The following is a 24,675-nucleotide window of genomic DNA, read 5'->3' on the forward strand; positions in this document are numbered from 1 at the left end:
CCTCGAGAAACTCGTGGGCCTGGTTTGTTTCTTATATGCTATTATACGTGTTTAAACGCCTCTTGGGCAAAAATCCGCTTCACTATGATCTATGAAATGCTTAGGTACGTTGTGCTTGGGTCGGAACAAGCTTGCGGTCCGGTGACAATTGCCATACACGATAGCTCAGATAAGCCAAAACGGAGAACAACGATGCAATCACCAGCATATGTCCCAGCACGATAAACATGTAGATTTCAGGTCTGTTGACGTACAACAAGATAATTCCAATCACCACTTGAAGCAAAATTAACAAGACCGACACGACACCCAATATACGGATATCTCGGTGATTCGGGTGATAACGGTATGAGTAGTGACCCACAGCCAAGATAATGACGAACAGCAGACCGGCTGAAATCTGATGAAGCAGCAGTGGAGATATGAAGCCCCCAATATTTACAACCTTCTGGATGACCGAGTGACTAAGCAACGCCCCTGAATAGACAGCAATATAGGTATAGATCGTCGATAGCCATATAAAGTTGCGATAGCCCCGACTGACACGCCCAGGAATCAGACGCGGAGTGTGGCGTGAGTCCGCGTGCTCCTGCCAGGCCCCCAGCGTCATCATAGTTGCACTGGCAAAGGCGATAAGCGCAAAGCCAAAATGCAGTCCCATGACAGCAGCCGATTGGGAGAAAATGACAGCCAACGCCCCCATGGCACCTTGTATGATGACAAACAAGAGCGTGAGCAGCGAGAATAGCTGTAAATCCTTCCGATGCTTCATAAACAGCAAAAAGCCAACAAATGAGGCGATAGAAAGAATCCCGGCCATGGCACTAACGGAACGATGAGAGAACTCAATAAGGGATGCGATCGTATGTGCCGGAACCAGCTTGCCATTGCAAAGCGGGAATTCCCGGCCACAGCCAAGACCTGAATCCGTCCGTGTCACGACACCTCCACCGAAGGTAGCCAAAAACATGACAATACATGTTACGAGTGCCAGCCATTTTAATATTCTAATTTTGTTATTCAAATTCACCCGTATCCTTCCAAATATAATATTTATTCACTTTATATGTTGTGAAATGATCACTTAAAGTAATTATAACTGATATATCGTTCCTTGACATACGAGCTTTGTTGACAAAATGTGAACGTGTCCGTGAGAAAGCCGCCCCCTTAGAAGGAAGCGGCTTTCTGAATGTCTTGATGTTTAAAATTCACTTTGGAACCTTCATGCATGCATGTACAGCATTCATTATTTTGCCAAGCTCGCATGGACTTCAACAGCCCGATCCAAAAATTGCTCAATCTCCTCGCGGGATTTGCGCAGTCTGTTCACCAGACGTACCAGTTCTCTGCCTTCACTGTAAGCGATAAAGCTAGGAATACCCAATACATTCTGCTCTTGACTGACGCTTTCGGCCTGTTCTACATCAATCTCAATTAATGTAAGCTTATCTGCATATTGTTGTTCCACATCAGGCATGAACGGATCAATGAAATGACAATCCCCACACCAGTCCGCCTTAAATACAGCCACCGTTACGCCGGGAGTAGATATTGCCTTATTAAAGTCTTCATGAGAGACGATTTTTTGCATGGATGATTCCTCCTTAAATTCTTTTTATGCTGAAAAGATTGCACTTTCTATTGTAACGCCAAGTGAAGCTTTTGCACACTCCCCCATTCTGCTCACATGCCGATTGGAAGCCCTCTCATTGAGGCATACTAAAGATATACTTAAGAATCCACATAAGCGACGACATCCTAACAGCATACCCAACATACTTGGCAGGATACGGGGATGCTTGCAATTGGAAAGGAGGTTATTTAGTCATGTCTCTTACCGAATGGCTCCATACAGCATCTCGACAGCTTCAAGGAGGGCTAAAGCTACTGGGTTCCGTTCCCCGTGTTGCAGAGGAAGCTTGGGAGGGCAAACGGGCGGCTTGGACCGAATCCCGCAAATTACGCTACCCCTTGCGTCAACTAGCGTGGGATTATCATACAGCACAGGCCGCTATGAATGAAGCTGAAGCGTTAATGCTGGTGAACGGACCCGCTACGCGTCCCTCTTCTCTGAATATGCCCTTATGCGAAACAGACTGTGAGCTGCTGGAGCGGATCAAAAATGATACAGCACAGGAGAATCGCAGCAACGTCACCCGCACGGCCGCTTACCTTGAATGCTATCGTGGCTACCCGGAGTTACACTGGGCATTACTGGCCCACCTGGTTTCTCGTAATGGCGGCTATAATATGACCGATCTGAAAGGGGGACTGATTGGCAACCTGTTTGGCGAACAGGAAAAGGAATGGCTGTATCGGCTACTGGAGCGCTGTAATGCCCTTATTTTTCAAGATGCTTACCCGCAGTTGCAACTTTACATGCACAGCCGTCATTTGGGTCGGAGTTGCTTTCATTTGTTGCCTTATTTTCACATTTCGCCATTCATGAAGCCCTTTTGGGAACGTTTTTGGGCTTGGCGGGATAGCTCTCTGTTGACTGTGGCGCTCATCATTAATGAACAAAACTATATTGAAGGACGTGTGATAAAAGATCCGTATTTTCAAAAATTTGTGACACACAAGCCGGGCTTTTATTTGCATGACTGGCTCCAACTTAATCAGGTTATATTTCCACTTGGGCTGAACGGTGGACTTGCTGGACTAGTGATGGAGCGTTTCGGCCATTTGGACGAGCGGATCGGCTTTGGCAAAAGTCTCTATGCTATGCTCTTCGGCCATCAGCAGGTGCTGGACCAGGTATCAGCATTCGCTAACAGTGTGCCGCATACGGGTTCACGCAGCGACTATTGGCCCGGATTGTTCACCCCGAATGAACAAAAAGCGCTGCACTCTCCAGATGAAAGTGCAACGCTTTTAGCACATGAATGGCTACCGCCAGGACAACGTCTGTACAGCCCGGAGCTGAACGCCGTCTGGTCCGATACAGCTTATGATCCAATCCCCCGTTATGACTGGTTTCAGGACGGCTCCACACTTGGACATCTCAGCGAACCAAGGCGACCGCTGTTATTTGCCATGCGCCATGAGCATCGCCACGGCATCCAAAAAACAGCAATGGCCCACGTTGCCCATAACAGCTTGCAACCTTTCCACTGATAGACTGGAGGACTCTTTAGCCTTGTTGTCCTGTAGACTCACGCTGTAGACGCATTAACGGACGCAGTACCTTTTGCAACATACGTGGGTAGTTGCCCAGCTCGTCCCTGCGCAATACGCGCAGTACAACCAGCAACAGCAAGTAGCATACCAGTACAGCTGCCCCTGCAATGCAGCACGCGATCAAGAAGGCCACACGCGCAGGCATCAAATGCACCAGTAGAATACAGGCTTCATTTACACCGTATCCGATAGCTCCCGAGACGACGACTGCGGTTAAGAACCCTGCCCAGCGACGGCCCATGATGGAAAAGGAGACGATCCCTTTAAGCACACGTAAATTCAGCAACGTGATCACGAGGAAACATAATCCGGTTGCGGCAATGATCCCGTAAATCCCAAGCCAACCAGCCAGCAGCCAGCTCGCTGCAAACTTGACGACGATACCGACCATGACATTAACCATTGAAATACGTGGCTTGCCCATACCGATCAATATCGAATTAGAAGTCATCATCGTAATCTGGAATATCGTTCCGAGTGTCAGAACAGCGATAATACCGCTGCCTCCAAGCGAGCTAAACAGTAAACCATTAATAGAATAGGCGGTTACACATAAAGCTAGCACAATTGGCATTCCAGTCAAAATAGAGATACGCAGGGCCAGCGTCATCTGATTTTGTAAATGCTGCTCATCCTTACGGGCAAATGCTGCTGAAATGATCGGAATAAGCGATTGGCTGAGCGCAATGGCCAAAATCGGCGGAATTCCCGCCACACTCTGTGCCCGAGAGCCTAGATAACCCAACTGAGTAGTCGCCTGATCCAATCCCACTTGACCAGATAGCAGTCTCACCACAATCGACGTATCAATAAAGTTGACCGCCGGAACTGTCAGAGAGGACAATACAATGGGAATGGAAAGCTTGAAAATATCTTTGTAAATGCGCATCATCGGTAGCGCGGATCTTTCCTCTTGGAATTGATCTTGGCGATCCTGTCGATCCTGGCGGCGCAATTTCACCGTGTAGTATAACATGACCGCTAGAGCGCCAAGACTTCCCATGACACCTCCGAAGGAGGCCCCGGCCGCAACCTCGCGATCTCCATAACCCAGCTTCAAAATAATAAAAGCGAGTACAATAGCAGTCGCTACCCGTGCAACCTGCTCCACAATTTGTGAAATACCGCCTGCGGTCATATTACCGCGCCCTTGGAAGTATCCACGCATCATGGCAATGGCAGGGAACAGCAGTAATGCTGGTGCCAAAGCCTGAATGGCCAAAGCGGATTGTGGAACCCCTGCTACATGCTCGGCAAAGTAAGGTGCTCCAAAATACAGTAGCGCTGTAATGATAATGCCTGCCGCTACCGCGAATATCAAAGCCGCACGATACACACGTCGTGCTTCCGAAGGCCGATCCAGTGCATAACGTTCTGAAACCATTTTGCTCAATGTGCTTGGAATACCGGCCGTAGCCACTGTGAGCAGCATCAAATAAGCGTTGTTCGCAATGGTAAACGAGGCGTTCCCTACGGAACCGAGCAGATGCTCCAATGGAACACGCTGTACCAGACCAAGCACTCTGGCCACCAAGGCGGCAGCGGCTAAAATAAGCGTACCTTTAAGGAATGTTTCTTTATTGGACAAGATGCGTTCCCTTCTTTCTTGCTGTTCACACGCATGCAAAAGCCCCGCACAAACAATCATGGCCTGAGCCATCACCGGTGCGGAGCCGCATGTCGATTCTGTCTCTGCAAATCATAATAAACGAAAACGAATCTCGGGTCATAACACCCAAATCAAGAATACAATAATCATGGCAAGCTGCAAAATCACTTTCATCACGGTGCTGGTAAAAAGACCTAATACAGAGCCAAAGCCCACTTTTATAGCTCGATCCAGCGGGGCTTTGCCAATCAGCTCACCCAGTACGGCGCCGATAAATGGTCCCAAAATCAGACCAAATGCCGGAATAACGAAGGGGCCAATAATAATCCCGACAGTGCTGAGGATTGCTGACAGACGCGAGCCGCCAAATCGCTTGACTCCCCACGCATTCACAGCATAATCCGCAACAAAAAGGGCAACGACGATTAGTGTTTGTATAATCCAAAACAATGCATTGTATGGAGCAAACGAGAAAAACCAGCCGTATACAAAAAATGCAAAATAGATGGCGAGCGCCCCCGGCAATACGGGATATACCGCCCCGGCCATGCCCACAATGAACAGCACAATAACAACAATCCAGCCTACAACGTCCATGGGCCTCCTCCTTCTCGTCCATTCATCCTGCTAGCTGCATCATTCGTTTTATTACACAAGCACATAATCACGAATCACTTCTACAATGCCGTCGTCATTGTTCGAAGCCACGACCACATCAGCGGCTTCTTTAACCGTATCCTGAGCATTCCCCATTGCTACGCCCAGCCCAACCGCTTGAATCACAGCCAGGTCATTCAGACTGTCGCCAACGGCAACCACCTGCTCAAGAGTAATGCCAAGCAGGTCGCACACTTCAGCGATTCCACTGGCTTTGGATATACCAGCTGGGTTAATTTCCAAATTTGTCATCGAGGAATTGGAAATTTCAAGTCCCCCCATGTCCTGAAGCTTAAGTAAAATTTGGTGGCGAATTTCGTCATTTTCCGTATTATAACCGAATTTGAGCCATTCCTGTGTGTCCAATGTATCCGGCCAACGATCTCTGTTATATAATTCCTCCGTTGAGTAAGCCCAGAACCAAGAGCCTGTTTCTACGGCAATCTGGTGCATCTTACGAACGAGCTCCTTATCAAGTAAATAACGGCGCCACAACTCGTGGGGTGATTTCCACACCTCACTGCCGTTTACAGTTACCATTGGCGTCTCCAGGCCGAGTTGCTGACCGTAAGGCAGAGCATGCATCGCTGCACGTCCAGTAGACAAGCATACATGAATCCCTTCCTGAATCGCCTTGTTAATCCAGTTAATCGTTTCCAAGGAAATTTCATGATTATCATTCAGTAAAGTTCCGTCCATGTCGAGCGCAAGCAGTTTGTATTTATATTGGTTTTCTCCCATAGTCTCTCTTCCTCCTGTATGTCCCTTATGTCCAACGACATTTTACCATGAAAAAGAGATGCCCACAAAAGAATTCAAGTCCTTATTTCGCTGCCAGAGGCTTTTTAGGAGTACCATCTAGCCCGTATACTTCGTCATACGCATCAAATATTTTACGTGCAACTGGCCCCGCGCTCGTCGCACCAAAGCCCCCTTCAGGAATGATGACCGCTACCGCCAGCTTCGGATTTTGACGCGGAGCAAAAGCGATGAACACCCCATTATCTTTAACCGTACGCCCCACCACCTGCTGAGAAGTTCCCGTTTTGCGGGCATAATCATAAGGAAATCCGTTAAAGGCTTTAACATCCGTAGCCATACCCCGAATCACTGTATTCCAGTACGTATCTGAAAAGGCGACCTCATTCAGCACCTGCGGCTTAAACTCACGTACAAGATTCCCCTGATCATCTACAATTTTGCTGACCAAATGAGGCTGCATACGTTTGCCCTTTGTTGCCAGCACAGTTGTATACTGGGCTAACTGCATGGCTGTATATTTTCCCTGCTGACCAAAGGATGCCTGCACCAATCGTGTCAGCGCACTTTCATGCTTGCTCGTATACTCAAGTCTCCCCGCCCATTCACCCGGCAGATCTACTTCTGTCGGTACGCCTAATCCAAATTCCTTCATATACTTGTCCCATACGTCAATTCCCTGATGCACCCCTGCATTACTTCCGTATTTGTCATACATTGGCTTGCCGATCATATCTACCATAAACGTATTCGACGAGACCTCAATTGCCCTGCTAGGTGTCAAAGAACCATACACATGTCCGCTAGAATTCCCAACCCGGCTGGAGCGATTTTTGCCGTAGTACGCACTTCCCGTATCCAGATAAGTTTGTCCGGGAGAAAACAGGTTTTCCTTCAACCCGATCAGCACGGTTAGCGGTTTAATGGTTGAACCCAGAAGCACCGAAGATTCTGGATGTGGACCCGCTTTTCCGCTAGGCACGGATTTAATTGTTCCATTTCCCATTTTATGCTGAATTTCATCATATACCGAAGGCGAGGTACTTCCACTTTTCCATACATTAGAGTCATAATCCGGCATACTGGCCATTGCCACGATATTTCCGGTCTCTACCTCCATCGCTACAGCGAAGCCAGTGGTAGCGTCTTGATGAAGCTTCCCCGATACGGCATGAGTATGAAGCCAGCGAAGCTGATCCATAATGGCCTGTTCGGTTTTCTGCTGAATTTCCTTGTTGAGGGTGGAATATAAATGATGTCCTTTTTCAGGAGGAGTAATGGATTCAATGCCCTCCGGCATGCTGCGAGGATTGACCTCTACCGTTTTATATCCGTTTTTTCCTCTCAACTCGTCCTGGTATTGCAGCTCCAGGCCATCATATCCGACCGTTTCACTTTCCGAATAAACCTGTGTCGGTCTTAGGACCTCCGAATTAGCTTCATAGAGCTCTTTATATTTGGGTCGGTTCGTTCGAGCTCCTTTGAACTTGTACATATATCCAATCGTTTGTACCGCCACCCGATCCGGGTCATAATGGCGTACACTTTCTTCTACAACCTCTACACCAGGGAACTCTATCCGATGCTCCAGAAAATAAGCGATTTCCTCACGACTCAGGTCGGATTTGACCAAACGTGGGGTAAATCCCCTATATTGATTATAGTCCGGGTCCAGTCGCTTTTTTATTTCCTCTGCATTAAGCTGCTCTCCTTCGTTACGACCCAGTTCGTTTAATTTGGCAGCAAGCTTGGCAGCAAAAGCATTGAGCTCAGGGAGCAGCTTTTCCCCCGGCTTGCGATCTTTCTCCGTACGCTTGCTATAATCCTTAGATAAAGTTACATACAAGGACTGTACTGAAGTCGAATACGCCAGCTTAACCGTACCTGTAGAATCATAAATCGTGCCGCGACTCGGGGCTAACGGGACATTTTTCGTATTTACGGATTGCTGCTGGCCCTTCAGCTCCTCCGATTGTACAAACTGCAATACAGCTAGTCTGGTAATGATCAGGGCAAACAGCACAAAAGCACTAAAAAACAGTAGGTTGGTTCGTAAAACCGTCCGTTTTTTTCGTGACTCTTCATCCTCTTCATGATTTTTCTTTTTGAATGAAAACTTTTTATCCAAACTTCTTCTGTCCATATTAGCTGCATTACTCCTTCCAATAGGTTTCATATTCCCTGATCCTACCATATCTAAAACAATAAACGATGAATTCTAAGATGACAATTTTGTAAGAAAACGTAGAAAAAAAATAAAAAAAGCTTCCCTCAGCCCAAAGGCTAAGGGAAGCTTTCATGAAATGACATCGTATAAAAGGATTATGGCTGTTTGATTGCATTAGGATCGGTTGCTGTTTCATCCTTTTTCTTTGGAACACCGTCCAGACCGTACACTTCGTCGTAAGCATCAAAGATTTTGCGTGCTACAGGTCCAGCACTCCAGGCCCCAAAGCCCCCTTCAGGAATAACAACCGCTACTGCAAGTTTGGGATTCTGACGTGGCGCAAAGGCAATAAATACCCCGTTATCCTTCAGTTTACCGCCTACGCTTTGCTGCGATGTCCCCGTTTTACGAGCATAGTCGTAAGGGAAACCATTAAATGCGCTGACGTCTGTTGCCATTCCGCGTATGACCTCATTCCAGTATGCATCCGGGAATTTCACTTCATTCAGCACCTTCGGCTTAATCGTTTGAACTACATTGCCGTTAGTATCTTTAATCTGACTGACCAAATGCGGCTCCATCCGTTTGCCCTTGGTAGCCAGTACAGTGGTATATTGTGCAAGCTGGAGCGTTGTATACTTACCCTGCTGTCCAAAAGAAGCATACGCTAATTTGGACAAGGCCGATTCCTTACTTTTAGGTCCATACTCTCTCAAACCAGGATATTCCGTAGGTAAATCTACACCCGTAGACACCCCTAGCCCAAATTCCTTCATGTAGCGGTCCCATACATTCACACCTTGATCTTCCTTGGCATTATTAATGTACTTGTTGTACAATCTTTTGCCCACCATATCGACCATAAATGCATTGGAGGAATGCCGAATGGCAGAAGCCGGGTCTAACCCCCCGTACACATGACCGGAAGAGTTTCGAACTCGTGACGAATTGTTACGCCCAAAATAAGCCGCTCCTGTATCCTGATAGTAGGATGAGGTACTGAATAGATTTTCCTCCAGACCTATCAACACAGAAAGGGGTTTAATTGTGGAGCCCAGAAGAACAACTGACTCTGGATGTTGACCCGATTGGCCCGATCCGAACGAACGAATAGTACCATTCAAGTATACATTTTGTATTTTTTTGTAATTATCACTGGATATATTTCCAGTCTGCCAGTAATTTGCATCATAATCTGGCATACTGGCCATCGCTACCACATTTCCTGTGTCCACTTCCATAGCCACAGCGAAGCCTGTTTTGGCATAAGGATGTGTCTTGCCAGATACAGCGTGTGAATGGAGCCATCTCAATTGATCCATAATGGCTTCTTCAGTCTTCACCTGAATTTCTTTGTTAATCGTAGAATAGACATTATTTCCTTTTTGCGGAGGAGTAACAGAATCTACACCTTCCGGCATATTACGCGGATCTATCGGAACGGTTTTATAGCCATTTTTCCCCCGTAATTGTTCCTGATATTGGAATTCCAGTCCATCAAAGCCAACCGATTCGTTATCCATATAAATGAGGCCCGGATCATTTTCAGCTGACATAGATTTTTGAATATTCTTATATTTAGTCAACGTTTCACGCGCACTTTTATAGCTTTTAATGTAGCCAACCGTTTGAACAGCTACCGTATCTGGATCATAATGACGTACCGTTTCCTCTACGACATCTAAGCCTGGAAACTCACTTTTATGCTGCATAAAATAGGCAACTTCATCTTTATTAAGATTCGTTTTAATCAGACGCGGCGTAAAACCGCTAAATCGCTGATAGTTCCGATCCATAGCGTCCATAATTTGTTCTGCCGTCATTTTCGGCTCATCTTTATTACCATATTGGGCAAATCGATTTGCCAGCTTTTGTGTCATGTTTTCCAGCTCAGGCAACAGCTTTTTATCTGGATTACGCTTTTCCTCCACGCTGTCACTATAGTTCTTGGAGAGTGTGATATACAGCGATTGTACAGGTGTAGAATACGCCAGTCTATTCTGCCCGGTAGAATCATAAATTGTTCCGCGAATCGGCGTAAGCGGTACATTTTTGGTAACATTACTGGCCTCCTGCTGCTTAAGCTGAGGTCCATCTACAAATTGAAGTATCGCCAGTCTTACAATAATGACCGTAAATATAATGAACGAGCTGAAAAAGAACAGATTGATCCGAAAGCTGAATCTTTTTCGATCAGACGTCTCGTTGTCTTTTCCCTGCTCGTTGTCTATCTTTCTCATGTGCCCTTTTCCACTCCTTATTAAATCACTTTATCCTTGATATGTGTTTGGGCAAAACCAGGCGGATTAAACCAGTCCCCACTTTGCGCCCAGGTTGGGTCTAGCGGTACCCACTGATCCTGCGCGCTCAAATACACTTCATTCCATGCATGGGAACCGTAGCCTCCCTGTCCGTTATATCCAAGCCCTGTCACCACCTTGACCTGTAGTCCCTGCGACCGAGCCATCATCGCATACAGGCGGGCATAATCAATGCACACTCCTTTACGTGTATCAAACGTATCTCTAGGAGTCTGTTCATGCCAGTCACCACGTTGCTCATAGGCTTCCACCTTACTGTAATCATAGCTAATACGGGTGCCTACCCATTCATACAACGCTCTAGCTTTTTGCTCGTCACCGCTAGCCCCTTCTGTAATCTTGGCCGCTGCCTGAACGATATCGCTTGGAATGTCCCGGTCGATTATTTCATATTTGCGCTGCATGATGCCATTCAGTTCCTTGGTAACAGCCTGCGTAAATACGGGCAATTTATCCTTAATCAGTGTACCGGATAACGGCTCAATGACCGATTGCGCTCCCTGCTTATAAATCGGTGAAGCTTGGACGTAGCTGCTAAACCCGCTGTCTGGGTACAGACTTACGCCGATGAATAGCAGGGCTATAACCATGATAGCGCGTGCTCCACCAATAAGAGTACCTATTCCAGCCCCTGCCACCCTGCTGAAAAAGCCTGATTTTTTTTCATGCTCATGGAAAGAAGAATCTGACTTGCCACCTACCATCAACACATAAATTGCACGTAGTACAAATTGGGCGATCGCATAACTGAGCATGAACAATACGGCGAACCGCAGCAACGGAAACCCCTCTAACCCCGCCACCAACGTATAATAAAATTGCTCAATCCCACTTAGTTCTCGCTGAGGCAAATGTTCCATGTAAGCCGCCAGCCATTGTTGTACCTTCGGTGAAAGCCACATGGCTAATCCGAGCGAGCACAAAATACCCGCCACAGTCAGTATGCCATCTACAATAAGACTGAACAGCGCCCCTACAGATCTGGAAGCTCCTCGTCTCCAGCCCTGAATCAACGACAGCAGTACAATGACAATCAAAAACACCGTCACGCCATTCCAATGAAGAATAGGCTCCAGCCAGGATGGTTTCATTGTGTTCCTCCTGTCTCTACGGCGACTGTGGCGACTGTGTTACAGCCGAGCCTTTCGCACCTTCGATATATTTCTTGACGGTATCGCCCATACTCCACTCGCCCAGCGACATCCCCTGAAACCATACCTTGACCTTGTCACCATCAAATGGACCTTTCACTTCCAGGTTGGAGCTGGTTACCGAAAACGTACCATCCGCGTTGGATGTGTATTGGGCATCTCGTCCCTCTTTGATCATCATGTTCAAAGCCTCGCTCTGAACCTTGTTAATCGCATCATCCTTTGCCTGAGTAACGACCTTGCCGACCTGTTCAAAGGAAATGCCACTGTAGATAAGCAAGCCTGCAATGACGACAATGACAATTAGCCATTTTACGAGAGTTCTTACAATCTTCAATATGACTAACAGTAGGACAAGCCCAATTAATATATACAGCCAGTTATCCTGAACGATCTGCCAATTATGTTCCAAAAACTCTGTCCAGACGCCCTTATCCATTTCGCTACACTCCCGTTTTCAACTACATCATTTAAATCACAAAATTGTCTCTGTAATTATACATGATTACGTGATGCCCTGTCAGCTTAGCTCTTTTACATACCTTGTTATTCAATTCTTGTCCATACAAAGTGGTCTATGTTCGTCCATTCCAGCGTACAACTTAGGAAGAGCCAATACGTGGTGCAACATGAAAGTTTACATTAGGGAAGGGGGTCATCCCATGAAAACAGCCCTCTGGCTGTATCTCTTTTTATTCATTGCTTTTTTCGATCTGCATGCACAATATCCTATTTTGACACCATTCGCTATCTCCCTGGGTGCAGCACCTACTTTTATTGGCTGGATGATGGGGATTTACTCTCTAACTCATCTGCCTGGTAATTTGATGGCCGGCCCCAAGGTCGACAAACACGGTAGCCGCCGATATATTATGTTCAGCCTAACAGCCGCAGGCATCATTCTTGTCATTCAATCATACATCCACACACCGTGGGAATTACTTTTTCTTCGGGCGATTAGCGGTTTTGTGTTAGCCTTTTTATCTCCGGCCTGTCTAGCCATGTTGGCACAGCTATCCGATCATCCAGTTACGCAGGGCAAATATATGTCGGGACATGGTGTCGTTCACACGCTCGCCTCTGTCCTGTCTCCAGCCGCCGGCGCATTTATCGTAGCCAGTTTCGGCTTTAGTGAGACATTTAGTTCCCTTGGCATCATTCTCGTAGTCACGGGACTTATGGCTTATTTCACCTTGCCCAAAACAGCACCCGCTCCACAGGCCCAATTATCAGATGGTCATGCGACATCTGCTCCACTATCCGGGGTACAGAAGACGCGTTTACCATTCAATTGGCGTTACCTGCTCCTGCCTTTTGTTTTGGCGTGTGCACAAGGCATTTTATTTTACGAAATTCCATTACGGAATAACGGTTCTGCGTCTATGATGTCCACCGGATTGCTCTTTTCCATCATCAGTTTGGGAGCACTTTGCACGCTCAGTCTGCTGTTTCTGAACAAATATTCACCAATGGTGCGACTACTTTGTGGCATTATTTTGATGTCTCTAAGTTTTTACGCACTCGCCACCACGCCCGAAGCGGCGATTGGTATCATACTTTTTATTTTGGGAACAGCCAAAGGCATCATTTTCCCAGCGCTGGCCTCCCTTTTCATACGAATTGGAGGTGCGCGACTGGGCAAAACCTTTGCACTACAGTCTATTGCAACATCTATCGGCTCCTTTGCCGGACCTGTACTGGCAGGTCAGCTACCCGATCACATTTCTCCTTTTTTTATCGCATTTCTGATTCTGATGGCTGGCCTGCTATTCGTTCCTATTAAGCGATTATCTCCGACGCCGCCACTGTCTGCCTCAGGACCTTATCATTCCTAGCTAGTCTGAGGGCAGTGGTATGCTAATATGCTACCTTTAAAGCCCAAAATGTCGTTTCAGAGGGCAAATGCACAGTACACTATCCCCCTATCCACATAGACTATTTTGACTGAACATTCACTAACAAAGGGAGGTGCAGCCTGTGAGCCACTGTCATCCTGTAAGCCCTTGCCCTGTTTTTGGAACTTCAACTGGCACCATTCTTGTTCTTTATATTCTGCTCGTCATCATTCTCCGTACTTGCTGGTTTTAATGTCTGAATTGCCCTAACATGTTGCCCCTTGTACCCATGCCTGCCACTTCTGGCAGGCTGTTTTGTTATTTTTTGCATGAGAACCCTATTTGGAGCTACACTATACACATATTCTTCATTTCCCGGGGAATTTCGAGCATATGTATCAGACAAGGGGTGAGCTTAAATGGCGATAACCGTGATCGTCGAAGGGAAAAATGACCGCAGCAAACTTCGCCGATTACTTGACCCGGAGGTTCACATTTTATGCACCTTCGGTACACTCAACTCTATAAAACTAGAATCCCTCCACAAGCGGGCCAAGCACGACGAAATATATTTATTTATGGACAATGACAGCTCAGGGAAAAAAATAAGGGGTGTGCTTGCAGACTCTTTTCCGGATGCCTGCCATATGTATACCCGCAAAGGATACGCTGGCGTAGAAGGCACTCCAGACGAATATGTGATCGCTCAATTGGAAAAAGCAGGGTTGGAAGAATACATTATATACCCGCCACCTGTTCTTTAGTCTTGAAAATAACAAAAAAGCTGTCCTCAGGCCGCTTGCATGCCTGTTGGACAGCTATATGGTGCACTATAAAATGCCTCTAAAATGACATTAGAACTTATGAACCGTATCGACGATCATCAGCAAGAAGCTGAGTGTCAGATGGTTAATGGAAAAGAAAAATACTTTTTTTGCCCAGGAATCCGTTTCTTCTTCCTTAATCGTAAAACCTTTAAAGGCATAAAATGCCCACAGCACGGACAGTAACACGGACACGATCATAAAAATCATACCGGCATATCCATAAGCATACATAAGGATGGGTACCGGAATCAGCAATACAATATAAGGAATCATCTGGATCTTGGTCCGATGGATACCTTTTACGACTGGCAACAACGGAAATCCTGCTGCGCGATATTCCTCAACTCTGCGAATAGCAAGTGCCCAAAAGTGAGGCGGCTGCCATAAGAACAGGAGAGCGAATAAGAGCCAAGCGCCCATATCAATACGACCCGAAGCGGCCACATAACCAATCACAGGAGGCATTGCACCAGAAATACCGCCGATGGATGTGCTCCATGTAGACGAACGTTTTAACCAAAGTGTATAAATACCGACATAGACGAACATACCAAGTAATCCCAGTAATCCTGCCTTTACACCAGAGAAGAAGAATAGAACAGCTAACCCGACAACACCCAAAATAATAGCGTATGACAACACCGTTGTAGGGGTCAGACGCCCTGTTGGCAGTGAGCGATTACGTGTACGTTCCATTTTCAAATCCAGCTCACGGTCAAAATAGTTGTTAAAAACACAAGAAGACGCCATAACCAGCATTGTACCTAAAAGTGTAAGAATTAGCTTTATATAATCAACGTCCCATTGCGATGCTAACCAAAAACCACCAAAGGCTGCAACCAGATTGGTACGAAGGATGCCTGGCTTGGTAACTGTAATAAAATCTTTCCAAGTGCCCGCTTTGCCGGGTGGTTTAGATTTTACAGAATAGGTAGCCGCATCCGAAGAAGTCTTATAACTTATATTATCCATTGTGAGTAACTCCCCCTTAGAGATGTATGAATTCGGGAGTAAGTTGAACTCCGATATAAATTTTATCATATACCTACCCCAAAAAGTTTGACAGAAAACGCACAAAACGTTCACAATTCCGATGGCAAATCGCCCCTGCTGATCGTTTACAGTAAATTTGGGTAGTAATAAGTACAGGAAACAATACAAAAGGAGCGACAGATATGGATACAGCCACACACTTTGTCATGGGAATCGGATTGGCCGGGCTGGCCTACACTGATCCTGTCGTCGCCGGAGATCCAAAGTTGGCCGCAGTCGTACTGCTCGCTACAGTCGTAGGGTCACAAGCTCCGGATTTTGACACTTTGCTTCGGTTGAAAAATAATGCAGCCTACATTCGCAATCACCGTGGACTGTCGCATTCAATTCCCTTCTGGTTGATATGGATTTTGTCCATAACAGGACTGATTTGCCTGATCTTCAGAGATGTGCCCCCTGGTCATGTAGCATTATGGGTAACGATTGCTGTCTGCCTGCATGTATTCACAGATTTATTTAATACGTACGGAACACAGGCATTCCGGCCGTTTACAAACAAGTGGATATCTTGGAATATCATCCATATTTTCGATCCCTTTATTTTTGGCACCCATGTTGCTGCGATTATGCTGTGGGTCACCGGATTGATTCCACCCGCTCCCTTGTTTATTACGCTGTACGTTATTATTGGCCTATATTACATTTGGCGAACCTGGAGTCATTTTATAACCAGAAAAGCGGTACGTGATATGGACAATGAGCGTCAGGAGGGCGACATCTATTATATCATTCCCACCGTATCATGGAACCGGTGGCATGTGGTAAAAGCTCATCAGAATGGAAGTTATGACATTGGCGGATTAAATGGCAAACATTTATTTTGGACGAAACATGCAATTCCATCCACACATCCTGCCGTAGAAGCATCCAAATCCTATCGCGATGTGCAAGCATTTCGCTATTTTTCCTCCTTTGCCGTTGCCGAGGTGGAAGAACTGGAATGGGGCTACATTGTGCGATGGGGAGACGTCAGGTATCGACACCGGAGACAATATCCATTCGTGGCTGTGGTCGCGATGGATAAGCAGTTCGGACTGATCAACAGCTATATTGGATGGCTCAGTGACGAAAAAATGCAAAAACGCCTTTCCCTGCATACGAATTAAAACCTGCCTACAAGCTAACAACAAGCCGTATGAACAACAGACAGCAAGTCTCCCTTCATCTGGAGCTTGCTGTTTTTTTGGCCATACGCGTAATAAATCACATCTCATGAAAGCGCCCTCTTGACGAAGCGGACTTGCGTGATTCACAATGGTGATAAGCCATGCGTAAAAAAATCCGGAGCATGATCGCTCCGGATTTTCTTCATCACAGTTGCTCATAATACAGCTTCCAAGATGGAGTGTTTATGTGTATTACTGCAAACGGCTGCTGCCCGACAAGGATTGTTCTGCTTGTTGGACCAGCTTTTTCGTGATATATCCCCCAAGAGAACCTGTTTCGCGGGAAACAACATTACCGAAGTAACCGTCCTGAGGAATCGTGATGCCAAGTTCTTGAGCTGCCTCATATTTTAATTGTTGTAAAGCGGCGTTGGCCTGCGGTACTTGCAGGTTGTTTGAACGACGTCTGCTCATATTTGAATCTCCTTTCAGTTCTTTGTGAGTGAGGTTCATTGCAAGCTTGCAAGATTATTATGGCTCGCTTACAACTACTTATTCCTGAAATTCAACATTCGAACACTGGAGGTTTTTACCAATGAGCAAAGGTTTATCCCTATGGTTCGCCGTTTCATCCATTGTCCTGCTGACCGCAGCCGCTATATCCATCAGTTATTCCGCATGGCTTGCCATTCTACTGGGACTATTATCTGTCGGCAATATCGGCTGGGGTTTCGTGGTCAAAGCCCGACAACGCCGCTCCTAATCCAATCCTTTAAAAGGCCTAATCCGTTTCGTCTCAATATGCTTTAGCGTACACGTGGCAGAAAGCCCATGCGCTCTTTGACCGCAGACAACGTGACTTCAGCCGCTTCTTGTGCGCGCTCTGCGGATTGGGCCAAAATACGTCCAATCTCACCGGATTCCCGGATGTCACGATAGCGTTGCTGAATCGGTTCAAGCATAGCTACAACGGTCTCTGCCAGTTCTTTTTTAAATGTTCCGTACATTTGACCTTCATAGCGATCCTGCACTTCTTGGAGTGACAAACCGGAACACTGGCTGTAGATGCCCATCAGATTACTAATTTCCGGTTTATTGGCCGGATCATATCTAACCTCACTGCCGGAATCAGTAGTAGCGCGGCTGATTTTCTTGCGTATGACTTTCGGTTCGTCTAGTAGCGCAATAAAGCTGCCTGCATTCGGATTGCTCTTGCTCATTTTTTTGGACACATCATCCAGGGACATAATTCTCGCCCCTACTTCAGGGATATACGGTTCAGGAACAGTAAAATAATCTCCATAACGGTGATTAAAGCGACCCGCCAAATCGCGTGTCAGCTCCAGATGCTGTTTCTGATCGTCGCCTACCGGGACGAGATCCGCGTTGTAGAGCAAAATGTCAGCTGCCATCAACGATGGATATACGAACAGCCCTGCTCCTACAGAGTCCTTGCCTGCTGCTTTGTCCTTAAACTGAGTCATCCGTTCCAACTCGCCCATATTCGTCAGTGTTGTCATCAACCATCCCAACTCAGCGTGCTGGGGAACATGGGATTGTAAAAAGACATTGGATTTTTCCGGGTTAATACCTGCTGCGATAAATAATGCTGCTACCGCCTCCGACTGCTCACGTAATTGAGCCGGTTCCTGCGGTACGGTAATTGCATGAAGGTCTACGACCATAAAGTAACATTGATGATCCTCTTGCAATTTGACAAAGTTTTTCATGGCACCAATGTAATTGCCCAAAGTAAGTTGTCCGCTAGGCTGAATACCTGAAAGTACAGTTTTCATATTCTTCCTCCTCAGTATTTCAAAATTAGAACGCAAAAAGGCCCCGCATCCTCAAGGGACGCGAGACCGTGGTACCACCCTTATTCATTGCCGTCAGCCTATTACTTGTCGGAGCTATGCTCCGTGGCTGCCTGCAATCTTAAAGCTCCGTTAACGGGGAGCAATCGGCCGTCATACTGAGGACAGTAAATTCCTGTTCTGTGCGGCACTCCAAGGTCCATTCAGCAGTGCAGGCTCACCGGTTCCCATCCACCACCGGCTTTCTGAAGAGCTTATGCGAAAGCTTACTTGTCCTCATCATCGCGTTATCCATGTCATTACTTTCTAAACTACATTAATGATAATTCCGCATAATGTTATTGTCAAATGACGATTGTGCCCTACGACCAAAAATCTGTTATCATAATGACACGAAGCTTCAACCGATTATAGTGGACAAAGGAGCATGGATATGAAACAAGTGACCAAAGAACACTGGAACGGTTACGACACGTATGTTTTACATAGTAGTGAACTGGAAGTTACGATGATCCCTCGCCTCGGGAATAATATTATTTCAGTGCGTGATCTGAAGCTCGACCGGGATATCGTACGTCGGCCCGGTGAGGAAGAATTGGCTTTCTATTTACAAAAGCCTTATCATTTTGGCTTGCCCATTTTGATTCCTCCAGGCCGAATTCGCAAGGGACAATTTGAGTTTGACGGTGTTCCTTATCAGTTCGACCGAAATACAGCCAATGACAATCATATACACGGTCTGCATCGTAATCAGTCCTGGCGCTGCAGTGATATTGAAGAGGATGAAGAAGGTTGCAGTGTTACTACCGAGCTTTTAACAGAAAGTGATCCGCACTGGATGGAACAATTCCCCATTCCCTTACGTCTGGAGATGACGTATCGCTTGCAGGGTGCTGTATTAAGTCAAACGCTGCGCGTAACGAATTTGGGCGAAAAAGCAGCCCCATTTGGCTTAGGATATCACACTTGGTTTATGGTGGACGGAGAACCTGAGCGCTGGCGTCTAAAGCTACCTGTGAACGGCGTATATGAGCAGGATGCTGAACAACTACCTACAGGTATCATTACTTCGTTAGATGACTTGGAACAGCTCTCTTCGGGACTTTCTCTGAAAGGAACAAATCTAGACACTCTGCTGCGGGCAACGGAAGGCCCTGCTGAAGCTCTTTTGACTCGTGACGACGGTTATCAAATCCGCTACACAGCAGATGAGCAATATTATAAGTATTGGGTTTTATATACCAAAGGTGAATGCGACCAGTATCTTTGCATTGAGCCTTATACATGTCTGCCTGATGCGCCCAATTCACCTGATCCTGTCGGGGAAGCCGGACTGATCCGTTTGGAGCCTCAGCAATCCATCGATCTCAAAACTCAGATTCATATCATATATCCGTAATTTTCCTCTAGTCACTTTTCTTCCTTCGGCGCATATTTTCATAACTCTGTCGCATACTAACCTCATCACAGCCGAAGGAGGTGACTACACATGAATGAAGCTAATCAAGGCAGAAGCCGTCGCAGTAACAACCTAGTTGTTCCTCAAGCCAACAACGCATTGCAACAATTGAAATATGAAGCTGCACAAGAGCTGGGCATCACCATTCCGGCAGATGGTTACTACGGTGACATGCCATCCCGTGAAGCTGGTTCTCTGGGAGGCTATATCACTAAACGCTTGGTACAGCTGGCCGAACAGCAATTATCAGGTCGTTCAGGTCAATAAGCGTCATTATTCCACATGAGCATTCCGTTCATCGTAATTTACCAAAATGTGTTATAACGGGTATATAACAAAGGCGGTCTTCCTTAGGAAGGCCGCCTTTTCTTTACTTTTTTTAATTGAATTATTCGGAATTAGCCGCTCGGTATGTAGGCTTGTTGTAGCGGATCATGAGATTCGCCATGTTGTAGTTGGATTCCAGTGTTGCATCTACCAAAATCGTTCCTTGTCTAATGGCAAAATCGAAAGCAATCTCCCCATGAGTCCAGCTACGCTTATGATTTAGCGTTTCTAGAGCCATACGCCGAAAATCCTCCCGATGCTTTGCTGATAACCCCGGTTCTACTGCTGCAAATGTGCCACCTTTACCTGCAAGCGGATTATGACGAATCCCAAATTTCCCAACTACATTGTTACGTATTTGTACAAATACGATACCTGACGACAAACCTGCGAGTTCATTATCCAGTTCTTTTAAAACGATATCCATCTGCCTTGCTAACGACAATTGACCTACTTCGTCCATTACAAAAACCCTCCTATATACCTTATCAAGAAATAATTAATAGGTCTTACGGCTCAATTATATGCGAAGATTTTTAACCTTACAATCAAAACCAACATAATTGGGTATTTATAACTATTTTCTAAGTATATCCATCATTTTAAATTTCGCCAACAGGTAATGTTAATTACACTTCGACATTTTGCGACTTTGTTCATCATCTTCTGCAAAAATCACAAAAAAGGCCTCCCTTATGGGAGACCTTTCAAAAGTGTAAATCTGTTATTTTGTCATTTGTAAAAATTGCTCAATATCCTGAACAGTAACTTGCGCAGCATTACGCCAGAAGTCAGCCTGTGTTAAATCGGTACCTAAGTGCTTGGAAGCCAATTCTTCGACTGTCATGCGACCCGTATCACGCAGCAAGGCATCATATTGGTCGGCGAAGCCGTCAGGATTTTCCTTCGCAAAAGCGTAAATTCCTGCACTGAACATATACCCGAATGTGTACGGGAAGTTGTAGAAAGGAGTGTTCGTAATATAGAAATGTAGCTTGGATGCCCAAAAATGAGGATGAGCCTCATCCAGGACACCACTAAACGCTTCACGCTGCGCTTGTTCCATCAGCTCGCTTAATTGTTGTGCTCCCACAACTCCTTTTTTCCGCAGCTCGTAAAAACGGGTTTCAAACAGGAAACGAGCATGAATGTTCATAAAGAAGGCTACACCACGCTGAATTTTATCCTCCAGCAAAGCTACCTTCTCCTGACCTTCGGCAGCTTCCAGCAAAGCATCTGATACAATTAGTTCTGCCAGCGTTGATGCCGTCTCAGCTACGTTCATGGCATAATTTTGATTCAATGGGTGCAATTCATTCATCACATGTTGATGATAACCGTGCCCGAGCTCATGGGCCAGTGTCGAAACGTTGGATGGTGATCCGGCATAGGTCATAAAAATACGGGTCTCTTTGCTCAGACGCAGAGATGTACAGAAACCACCCGGACGTTTGCCTGGACGGTCCTCTGCTTCGATCCAGCTTTTCTCAAAAGCCATTTGGGCAAAGTCAGCCATTCTCGAGCTAAATTTACCAAATTGCTCAACAATCGTTACAGCAGCATCGTCGTAAGGGATTTTAGTAGTTGACGTCCCCAGAGGAGCTTCAATGTCATGCCAGGATAGCTTCTCTAAGCCCAGCAGCTTTGCTTTCCGCTCCAAGTATTTGACTACAATAGGCTTTGTTTCATTAATAACCTGCCACATCGTATCTAGCGTTTGTGCAGACATACGGCTGATTTCCAACGGTTCCTTAAGCACATCTGTCCAGCCTCGTTTTTCATATAGCTTCAGACGAAAGCCTGCCAAATGATTCAATGTATCCGCGCAATAGTCCTCTACCTGAGTCCATGCCTCTTCCCAACGTGCAAACACGTCTTTACGTACGCTGCGATCTGCTTCATCCAGCTTATTAGCAGCCTGACCAACAGACAGGTTTACGATCTCGCCATTTTCCGGCACGGGGATCGTCATATTTTTGACAATGGTATCATAAAAGTCGCCCCAGCCATGGTAGCCATCCACTGCGAGATCCAATGCAAGGCTTTCCAGCTCAGGAGCCATTTTTTCACGTGCTTCGTTCCGATATTCAGTCAGGACAAAAGAAATCGGCTGGATAGCTTCGCGCTCCATCCATTTCTGCCAAATGTCTTCACTGGTTTGTGCCAGCAAGTTCTGGAAAGAGACTAAAGCACTTTTCCCTTGGGCATACAGCGTGTTGACACGCGCCCCCAATTGAACAGCCAGCTTGTCGTGCTGGTTTTGAGCAGTTAGACAAGAGACAAAGGAACCCGCCTGCGACGCACCATTAAACAGCTCCTGTATGCTATTCAGTACACTATCCAGACGCTCGGTATCCAATACCGTTTGTGGTACTTTGGCTGCTTTAAGCTGGGATTGCAGCTGTTGAACCTTGCTCTCCATTTCTTCCAAAAATGCATGAAATGAGGCAGAGGAAGATCCTCCGCTAAAAATAGATTCCAGATCCCATGTTTGCTTTAACGGCGTTTTCATAATAGTTCCACCTTTCTTTTTTGGCGAATTCATGTGGTTTCATATACAATAAAGCTACATCGTGATAGTAAATCACTACAATTGGGAGGAAAACAGGATGAGACCCTTACAAATTTCGCCGGAAACGGCTGTGAAATTATCCGAAAAGCTCGGCATTCCGCTGGAACACCTTATGCATACACCCCAGCACATTTTGATGCAAAAGCTGGCCGAACTGGCTAAAGAAGAAACCGCTGACCCGAACGGCGGAGAATCGAACAAATCATGATCCCTTTTCATAAAACCTGGCCTTATGACATCGTCATGGGAGACGTTTATGTACAGTCTTGTCCGTTTTGCGACCATGATAATGTTTTGCTGCCCCTGAAGCCAAAAGAACTTAAGCTCATACACGAAGGTATGAAAAAGTTACTTGTGTTTCCATGCTGCCATAACAAGGTTACTTTGGTGGATTGTGATGACGATTATTTGCTGTCAGATACCACATTGCGTCATCATTAATTCATGAGGCAGTTGTAAGATAAGATAACCCGTTTTACAAACAAGGTGTGAACCATGAGCCTAAATCGGCCATAGTGCACACCTTTATTTCTTCAAGAGGAGCTTGCGTCCTGCATTTCCTCCGGCAGTTGGAAATTTTTAGCCAACATTTGTTCTCGCAGTACAGACCACTGTTCACGGGAAGCCCGGATCATGGCTGCATCCATAATCTTTTTGTCATTAATGACACGCGAAAACCAGCGTACCGCTTCGTGAAAGTTGCCTGTACGTCGATGCAGTTCACCAATCAGATAAAGCAGTTTGGCATTATTCGCCCCGACACCCTCCAGCTCATAGACCCGAACATACGAATCCAGACTAAATTTGAGAAAGCGAAGCTCCTGCTCCTCATTTCCCTGGTATCTGTACATCCATGCGATATGCTGTAATAGACTGGCTACTACGCGTTCCTTTTCTCCGATGACCTGGGCACAGAGTAAACCCAGTTTATACGTTTCTAATGCCTCTTCCCAGCTACGATGCCCGCCATATTCGCGAGACTGCCAGCGGTTACCGATTTTATCCTTAAATATCTTGGTTTGCTGATCGCTTAACTGAACGGTAGAGTGCTCTGTCGAGGTAAATCCACAATGAGGACAGACCCTTACGACATAAAAATCCGGATTTTCATTCTTATAATAAGCACAAAAATCTGAATCCGTACGAATGGCCTTCTTTAGGCTTGGTCTGACACGGGATGTCTGAAATTCTTCTTCGCAATGTGGGCAAGCGATTTTGATCTGATATAACGGTTCAAGTTCCAATGTTTTTACAACCCTCTCCAAAATTCGGCAATCCCCGAAAGCTTACGGGGTATTTACAAAATGATGCGCAGGACCAGACAAACGGTTAAGTATGATTGAACGAAGCGGCTCCTCAATGCCCGTATCCGTTAACGCACCTGCCATACAAGACAACCATGCCTCTGCTCGCTCCTCCGTTACGGGAAACTTCATATGTCTGGCACGTAACATCGGATGACCATATGCATCAGAAAAAAGAGACGGTCCTCCAAAAAACTGGCTCAGGAACATATACTGCTTTTCCTTAACCGGTTCCATGTCTTTAGGAAACAGGGGACTTAACAACGGATCTTTATAAACTCTCGGGTAGAAGGCCTCAATAATAGCACGAACACCTTCCGCACCCCCAAGGTTGTCATAAATGCTTAGGCTAGGATTCACTTTTCTCCAACTTTCTGTGCTATGGTAATAAATATACACCCGTATTATAACAAAAAACAAAAAATGACGCTAAAAATAAGCGTCATTTTATCAATTTAACATATGAAGAGGGTGTGCTTCGTTGCACACAGCTTCGTCATTCTATAAACACAACTAATAACTCCGCCAATC

Annotated in this window: 25 protein-coding genes and 1 pseudogene; 10 read left to right on the forward strand and 16 right to left on the reverse strand. The window is 46.0% G+C overall.

Annotated elements, in window-relative coordinates:
* Positions 1-100: 100 nt before the first annotated feature.
* Together AOU00_RS07785 and AOU00_RS07790 are read right to left on the reverse strand one after the other, a co-directional pair.
* Complete coding sequence (locus AOU00_RS07785; RefSeq protein WP_237166381.1) at positions 101-970, reverse strand: COX15/CtaA family protein; 870 nt, start codon at positions 968-970, stop codon at positions 101-103.
* Positions 971-1,249: 279 nt separating this feature from the next.
* On the reverse strand, positions 1,250-1,594 hold the full coding sequence (locus AOU00_RS07790; RefSeq protein ID WP_025723593.1) for a thioredoxin family protein: 345 nt from the start codon (positions 1,592-1,594) through the stop codon (positions 1,250-1,252).
* 236 nt (positions 1,595-1,830) lie between these two features.
* On the opposite strand from AOU00_RS07790, the gene AOU00_RS07795 reads away from it, so the two are divergent.
* Positions 1,831-3,120, forward strand: coding sequence for a DUF2515 family protein (locus tag AOU00_RS07795; RefSeq protein ID WP_061829848.1), 1,290 nt, complete (start codon positions 1,831-1,833; stop codon positions 3,118-3,120).
* Positions 3,121-3,136: 16 nt separating this feature from the next.
* Here AOU00_RS07795 and AOU00_RS07800 read toward each other — a convergent pair whose 3' ends face one another.
* The 7 genes from AOU00_RS07800 to AOU00_RS07830 all read right to left on the reverse strand — a co-directional run bounded on the left by AOU00_RS07800 (position 3,137) and on the right by AOU00_RS07830 (position 12,286).
* On the reverse strand, positions 3,137-4,771 hold the full coding sequence (locus AOU00_RS07800; RefSeq protein WP_069290340.1) for a putative polysaccharide biosynthesis protein: 1,635 nt from the start codon (positions 4,769-4,771) through the stop codon (positions 3,137-3,139).
* A gap of 138 nt (positions 4,772-4,909) precedes the next feature.
* Complete coding sequence (locus AOU00_RS07805; protein WP_061829850.1) at positions 4,910-5,389, reverse strand: DUF456 domain-containing protein; 480 nt, start codon at positions 5,387-5,389, stop codon at positions 4,910-4,912.
* A gap of 51 nt (positions 5,390-5,440) precedes the next feature.
* Entirely contained in the window at positions 5,441-6,190 is a 750-nt protein-coding gene (locus AOU00_RS07810) for a Cof-type HAD-IIB family hydrolase (RefSeq protein WP_061829851.1), read from the reverse strand.
* Between the two features lie 82 nt (positions 6,191-6,272).
* Positions 6,273-8,351 (reverse strand): peptidoglycan D,D-transpeptidase FtsI family protein, encoded by a 2,079-nt coding sequence (locus AOU00_RS07815; protein WP_061829852.1) that lies wholly within the window; start codon positions 8,349-8,351, stop codon positions 6,273-6,275.
* 179 nt (positions 8,352-8,530) lie between these two features.
* Positions 8,531-10,615 (reverse strand): peptidoglycan D,D-transpeptidase FtsI family protein, encoded by a 2,085-nt coding sequence (locus tag AOU00_RS07820; RefSeq protein WP_061829853.1) that lies wholly within the window; start codon positions 10,613-10,615, stop codon positions 8,531-8,533.
* Positions 10,616-10,635: 20 nt separating this feature from the next.
* Positions 10,636-11,787, reverse strand: coding sequence for a transglutaminase domain-containing protein (locus tag AOU00_RS07825; RefSeq protein WP_061829854.1), 1,152 nt, complete (start codon positions 11,785-11,787; stop codon positions 10,636-10,638).
* Between the two features lie 16 nt (positions 11,788-11,803).
* Entirely contained in the window at positions 11,804-12,286 is a 483-nt protein-coding gene (locus AOU00_RS07830) for a hypothetical protein (RefSeq protein ID WP_061829855.1), read from the reverse strand.
* 223 nt (positions 12,287-12,509) lie between these two features.
* On the opposite strand from AOU00_RS07830, the gene AOU00_RS07835 reads away from it, so the two are divergent.
* The 3 genes and pseudogenes from AOU00_RS07835 to AOU00_RS07840 all read left to right on the forward strand — a co-directional run bounded on the left by AOU00_RS07835 (position 12,510) and on the right by AOU00_RS07840 (position 14,446).
* Positions 12,510-13,682, forward strand: coding sequence for an MFS transporter (locus tag AOU00_RS07835; protein WP_061829856.1), 1,173 nt, complete (start codon positions 12,510-12,512; stop codon positions 13,680-13,682).
* Positions 13,683-13,866: 184 nt separating this feature from the next.
* Positions 13,867-13,935 (forward strand): annotated as a pseudogene (locus AOU00_RS26995) (YjcZ family sporulation protein); the annotation flags it as partial.
* Positions 13,936-14,101: 166 nt separating this feature from the next.
* Positions 14,102-14,446: a toprim domain-containing protein gene (locus AOU00_RS07840; RefSeq protein WP_061829857.1), complete on the forward strand. Its 345-nt coding sequence runs from the start codon at positions 14,102-14,104 to the stop codon at positions 14,444-14,446.
* 90 nt (positions 14,447-14,536) lie between these two features.
* On the opposite strand, the gene cyoE is transcribed toward AOU00_RS07840, so the two are convergent.
* Positions 14,537-15,481, reverse strand: a complete 945-nt coding sequence (cyoE, locus tag AOU00_RS07845) for a heme o synthase (protein ID WP_013311855.1) — start codon at positions 15,479-15,481, stop codon at positions 14,537-14,539.
* Between the two features lie 203 nt (positions 15,482-15,684).
* Here cyoE and AOU00_RS07850 point away from each other — a divergent pair, with 203 nt between their 5' ends.
* A complete protein-coding gene (locus tag AOU00_RS07850; protein WP_061829858.1) occupies positions 15,685-16,668 on the forward strand; it encodes a metal-dependent hydrolase in 984 nt (327 codons plus the stop codon).
* A 252-nt stretch (positions 16,669-16,920) separates the two neighbouring features.
* Here the strand turns inward: AOU00_RS07850 and AOU00_RS07855 are convergent, their stop codons facing one another.
* Positions 16,921-17,142: an alpha/beta-type small acid-soluble spore protein gene (locus tag AOU00_RS07855; RefSeq protein WP_013311857.1), complete on the reverse strand. Its 222-nt coding sequence runs from the start codon at positions 17,140-17,142 to the stop codon at positions 16,921-16,923.
* Between the two features lie 121 nt (positions 17,143-17,263).
* Between AOU00_RS07855 and AOU00_RS26550 the strand changes: the two genes are divergently transcribed.
* A complete protein-coding gene (locus tag AOU00_RS26550; protein ID WP_007431986.1) occupies positions 17,264-17,431 on the forward strand; it encodes a hypothetical protein in 168 nt (55 codons plus the stop codon).
* A 43-nt stretch (positions 17,432-17,474) separates the two neighbouring features.
* Here AOU00_RS26550 and trpS read toward each other — a convergent pair whose 3' ends face one another.
* Entirely contained in the window at positions 17,475-18,464 is a 990-nt protein-coding gene (trpS, locus tag AOU00_RS07860; protein WP_061829859.1) for a tryptophan--tRNA ligase, read from the reverse strand.
* Positions 18,465-18,915: 451 nt separating this feature from the next.
* On the opposite strand from trpS, the gene AOU00_RS07865 reads away from it, so the two are divergent.
* Together AOU00_RS07865 and AOU00_RS07870 are read left to right on the forward strand one after the other, a co-directional pair.
* Positions 18,916-19,881 carry an aldose 1-epimerase gene (locus tag AOU00_RS07865; RefSeq protein WP_069290341.1) on the forward strand — a complete coding sequence of 322 codons (966 nt, stop codon included), beginning with the start codon at positions 18,916-18,918 and terminating at the stop codon, positions 19,879-19,881.
* A 90-nt stretch (positions 19,882-19,971) separates the two neighbouring features.
* Entirely contained in the window at positions 19,972-20,208 is a 237-nt protein-coding gene (locus AOU00_RS07870) for an alpha/beta-type small acid-soluble spore protein (protein ID WP_013311861.1), read from the forward strand.
* 121 nt (positions 20,209-20,329) lie between these two features.
* On the opposite strand, the gene AOU00_RS07875 is transcribed toward AOU00_RS07870, so the two are convergent.
* Both AOU00_RS07875 and AOU00_RS07880 read right to left on the reverse strand, forming a co-directional pair.
* Complete coding sequence (locus tag AOU00_RS07875) at positions 20,330-20,731, reverse strand: hypothetical protein (protein ID WP_013311862.1); 402 nt, start codon at positions 20,729-20,731, stop codon at positions 20,330-20,332.
* Between the two features lie 261 nt (positions 20,732-20,992).
* The gene (locus AOU00_RS07880) at positions 20,993-22,780 is read right to left on the reverse strand and encodes a M3 family oligoendopeptidase (protein ID WP_069290342.1); all 1,788 of its coding nucleotides are present in this window, start codon (positions 22,778-22,780) and stop codon (positions 20,993-20,995) included.
* Positions 22,781-22,877: 97 nt separating this feature from the next.
* Between AOU00_RS07880 and AOU00_RS25705 the strand changes: the two genes are divergently transcribed.
* Both AOU00_RS25705 and AOU00_RS27000 read left to right on the forward strand, forming a co-directional pair.
* On the forward strand, positions 22,878-23,048 hold the full coding sequence (locus tag AOU00_RS25705) for a YycC family protein (protein WP_013311864.1): 171 nt from the start codon (positions 22,878-22,880) through the stop codon (positions 23,046-23,048).
* Complete coding sequence (locus AOU00_RS27000; protein WP_023990206.1) at positions 23,045-23,281, forward strand: hypothetical protein; 237 nt, start codon at positions 23,045-23,047, stop codon at positions 23,279-23,281. The genes AOU00_RS25705 and AOU00_RS27000 overlap by 4 nt, the downstream gene beginning before the upstream one ends.
* 92 nt (positions 23,282-23,373) lie before the next feature.
* Here AOU00_RS27000 and AOU00_RS07890 read toward each other — a convergent pair whose 3' ends face one another.
* Entirely contained in the window at positions 23,374-24,084 is a 711-nt protein-coding gene (locus AOU00_RS07890; protein ID WP_172828271.1) for a DUF2225 domain-containing protein, read from the reverse strand.
* A gap of 42 nt (positions 24,085-24,126) precedes the next feature.
* On the reverse strand, positions 24,127-24,504 hold the full coding sequence (locus tag AOU00_RS07895; protein WP_023990208.1) for a globin domain-containing protein: 378 nt from the start codon (positions 24,502-24,504) through the stop codon (positions 24,127-24,129).
* Positions 24,505-24,675: the final 171 nt, after the last annotated feature.

The organism is Paenibacillus polymyxa (genome assembly GCF_001719045.1).
GTDB classification, from domain to species: domain Bacteria; phylum Bacillota; class Bacilli; order Paenibacillales; family Paenibacillaceae; genus Paenibacillus; species Paenibacillus polymyxa_B.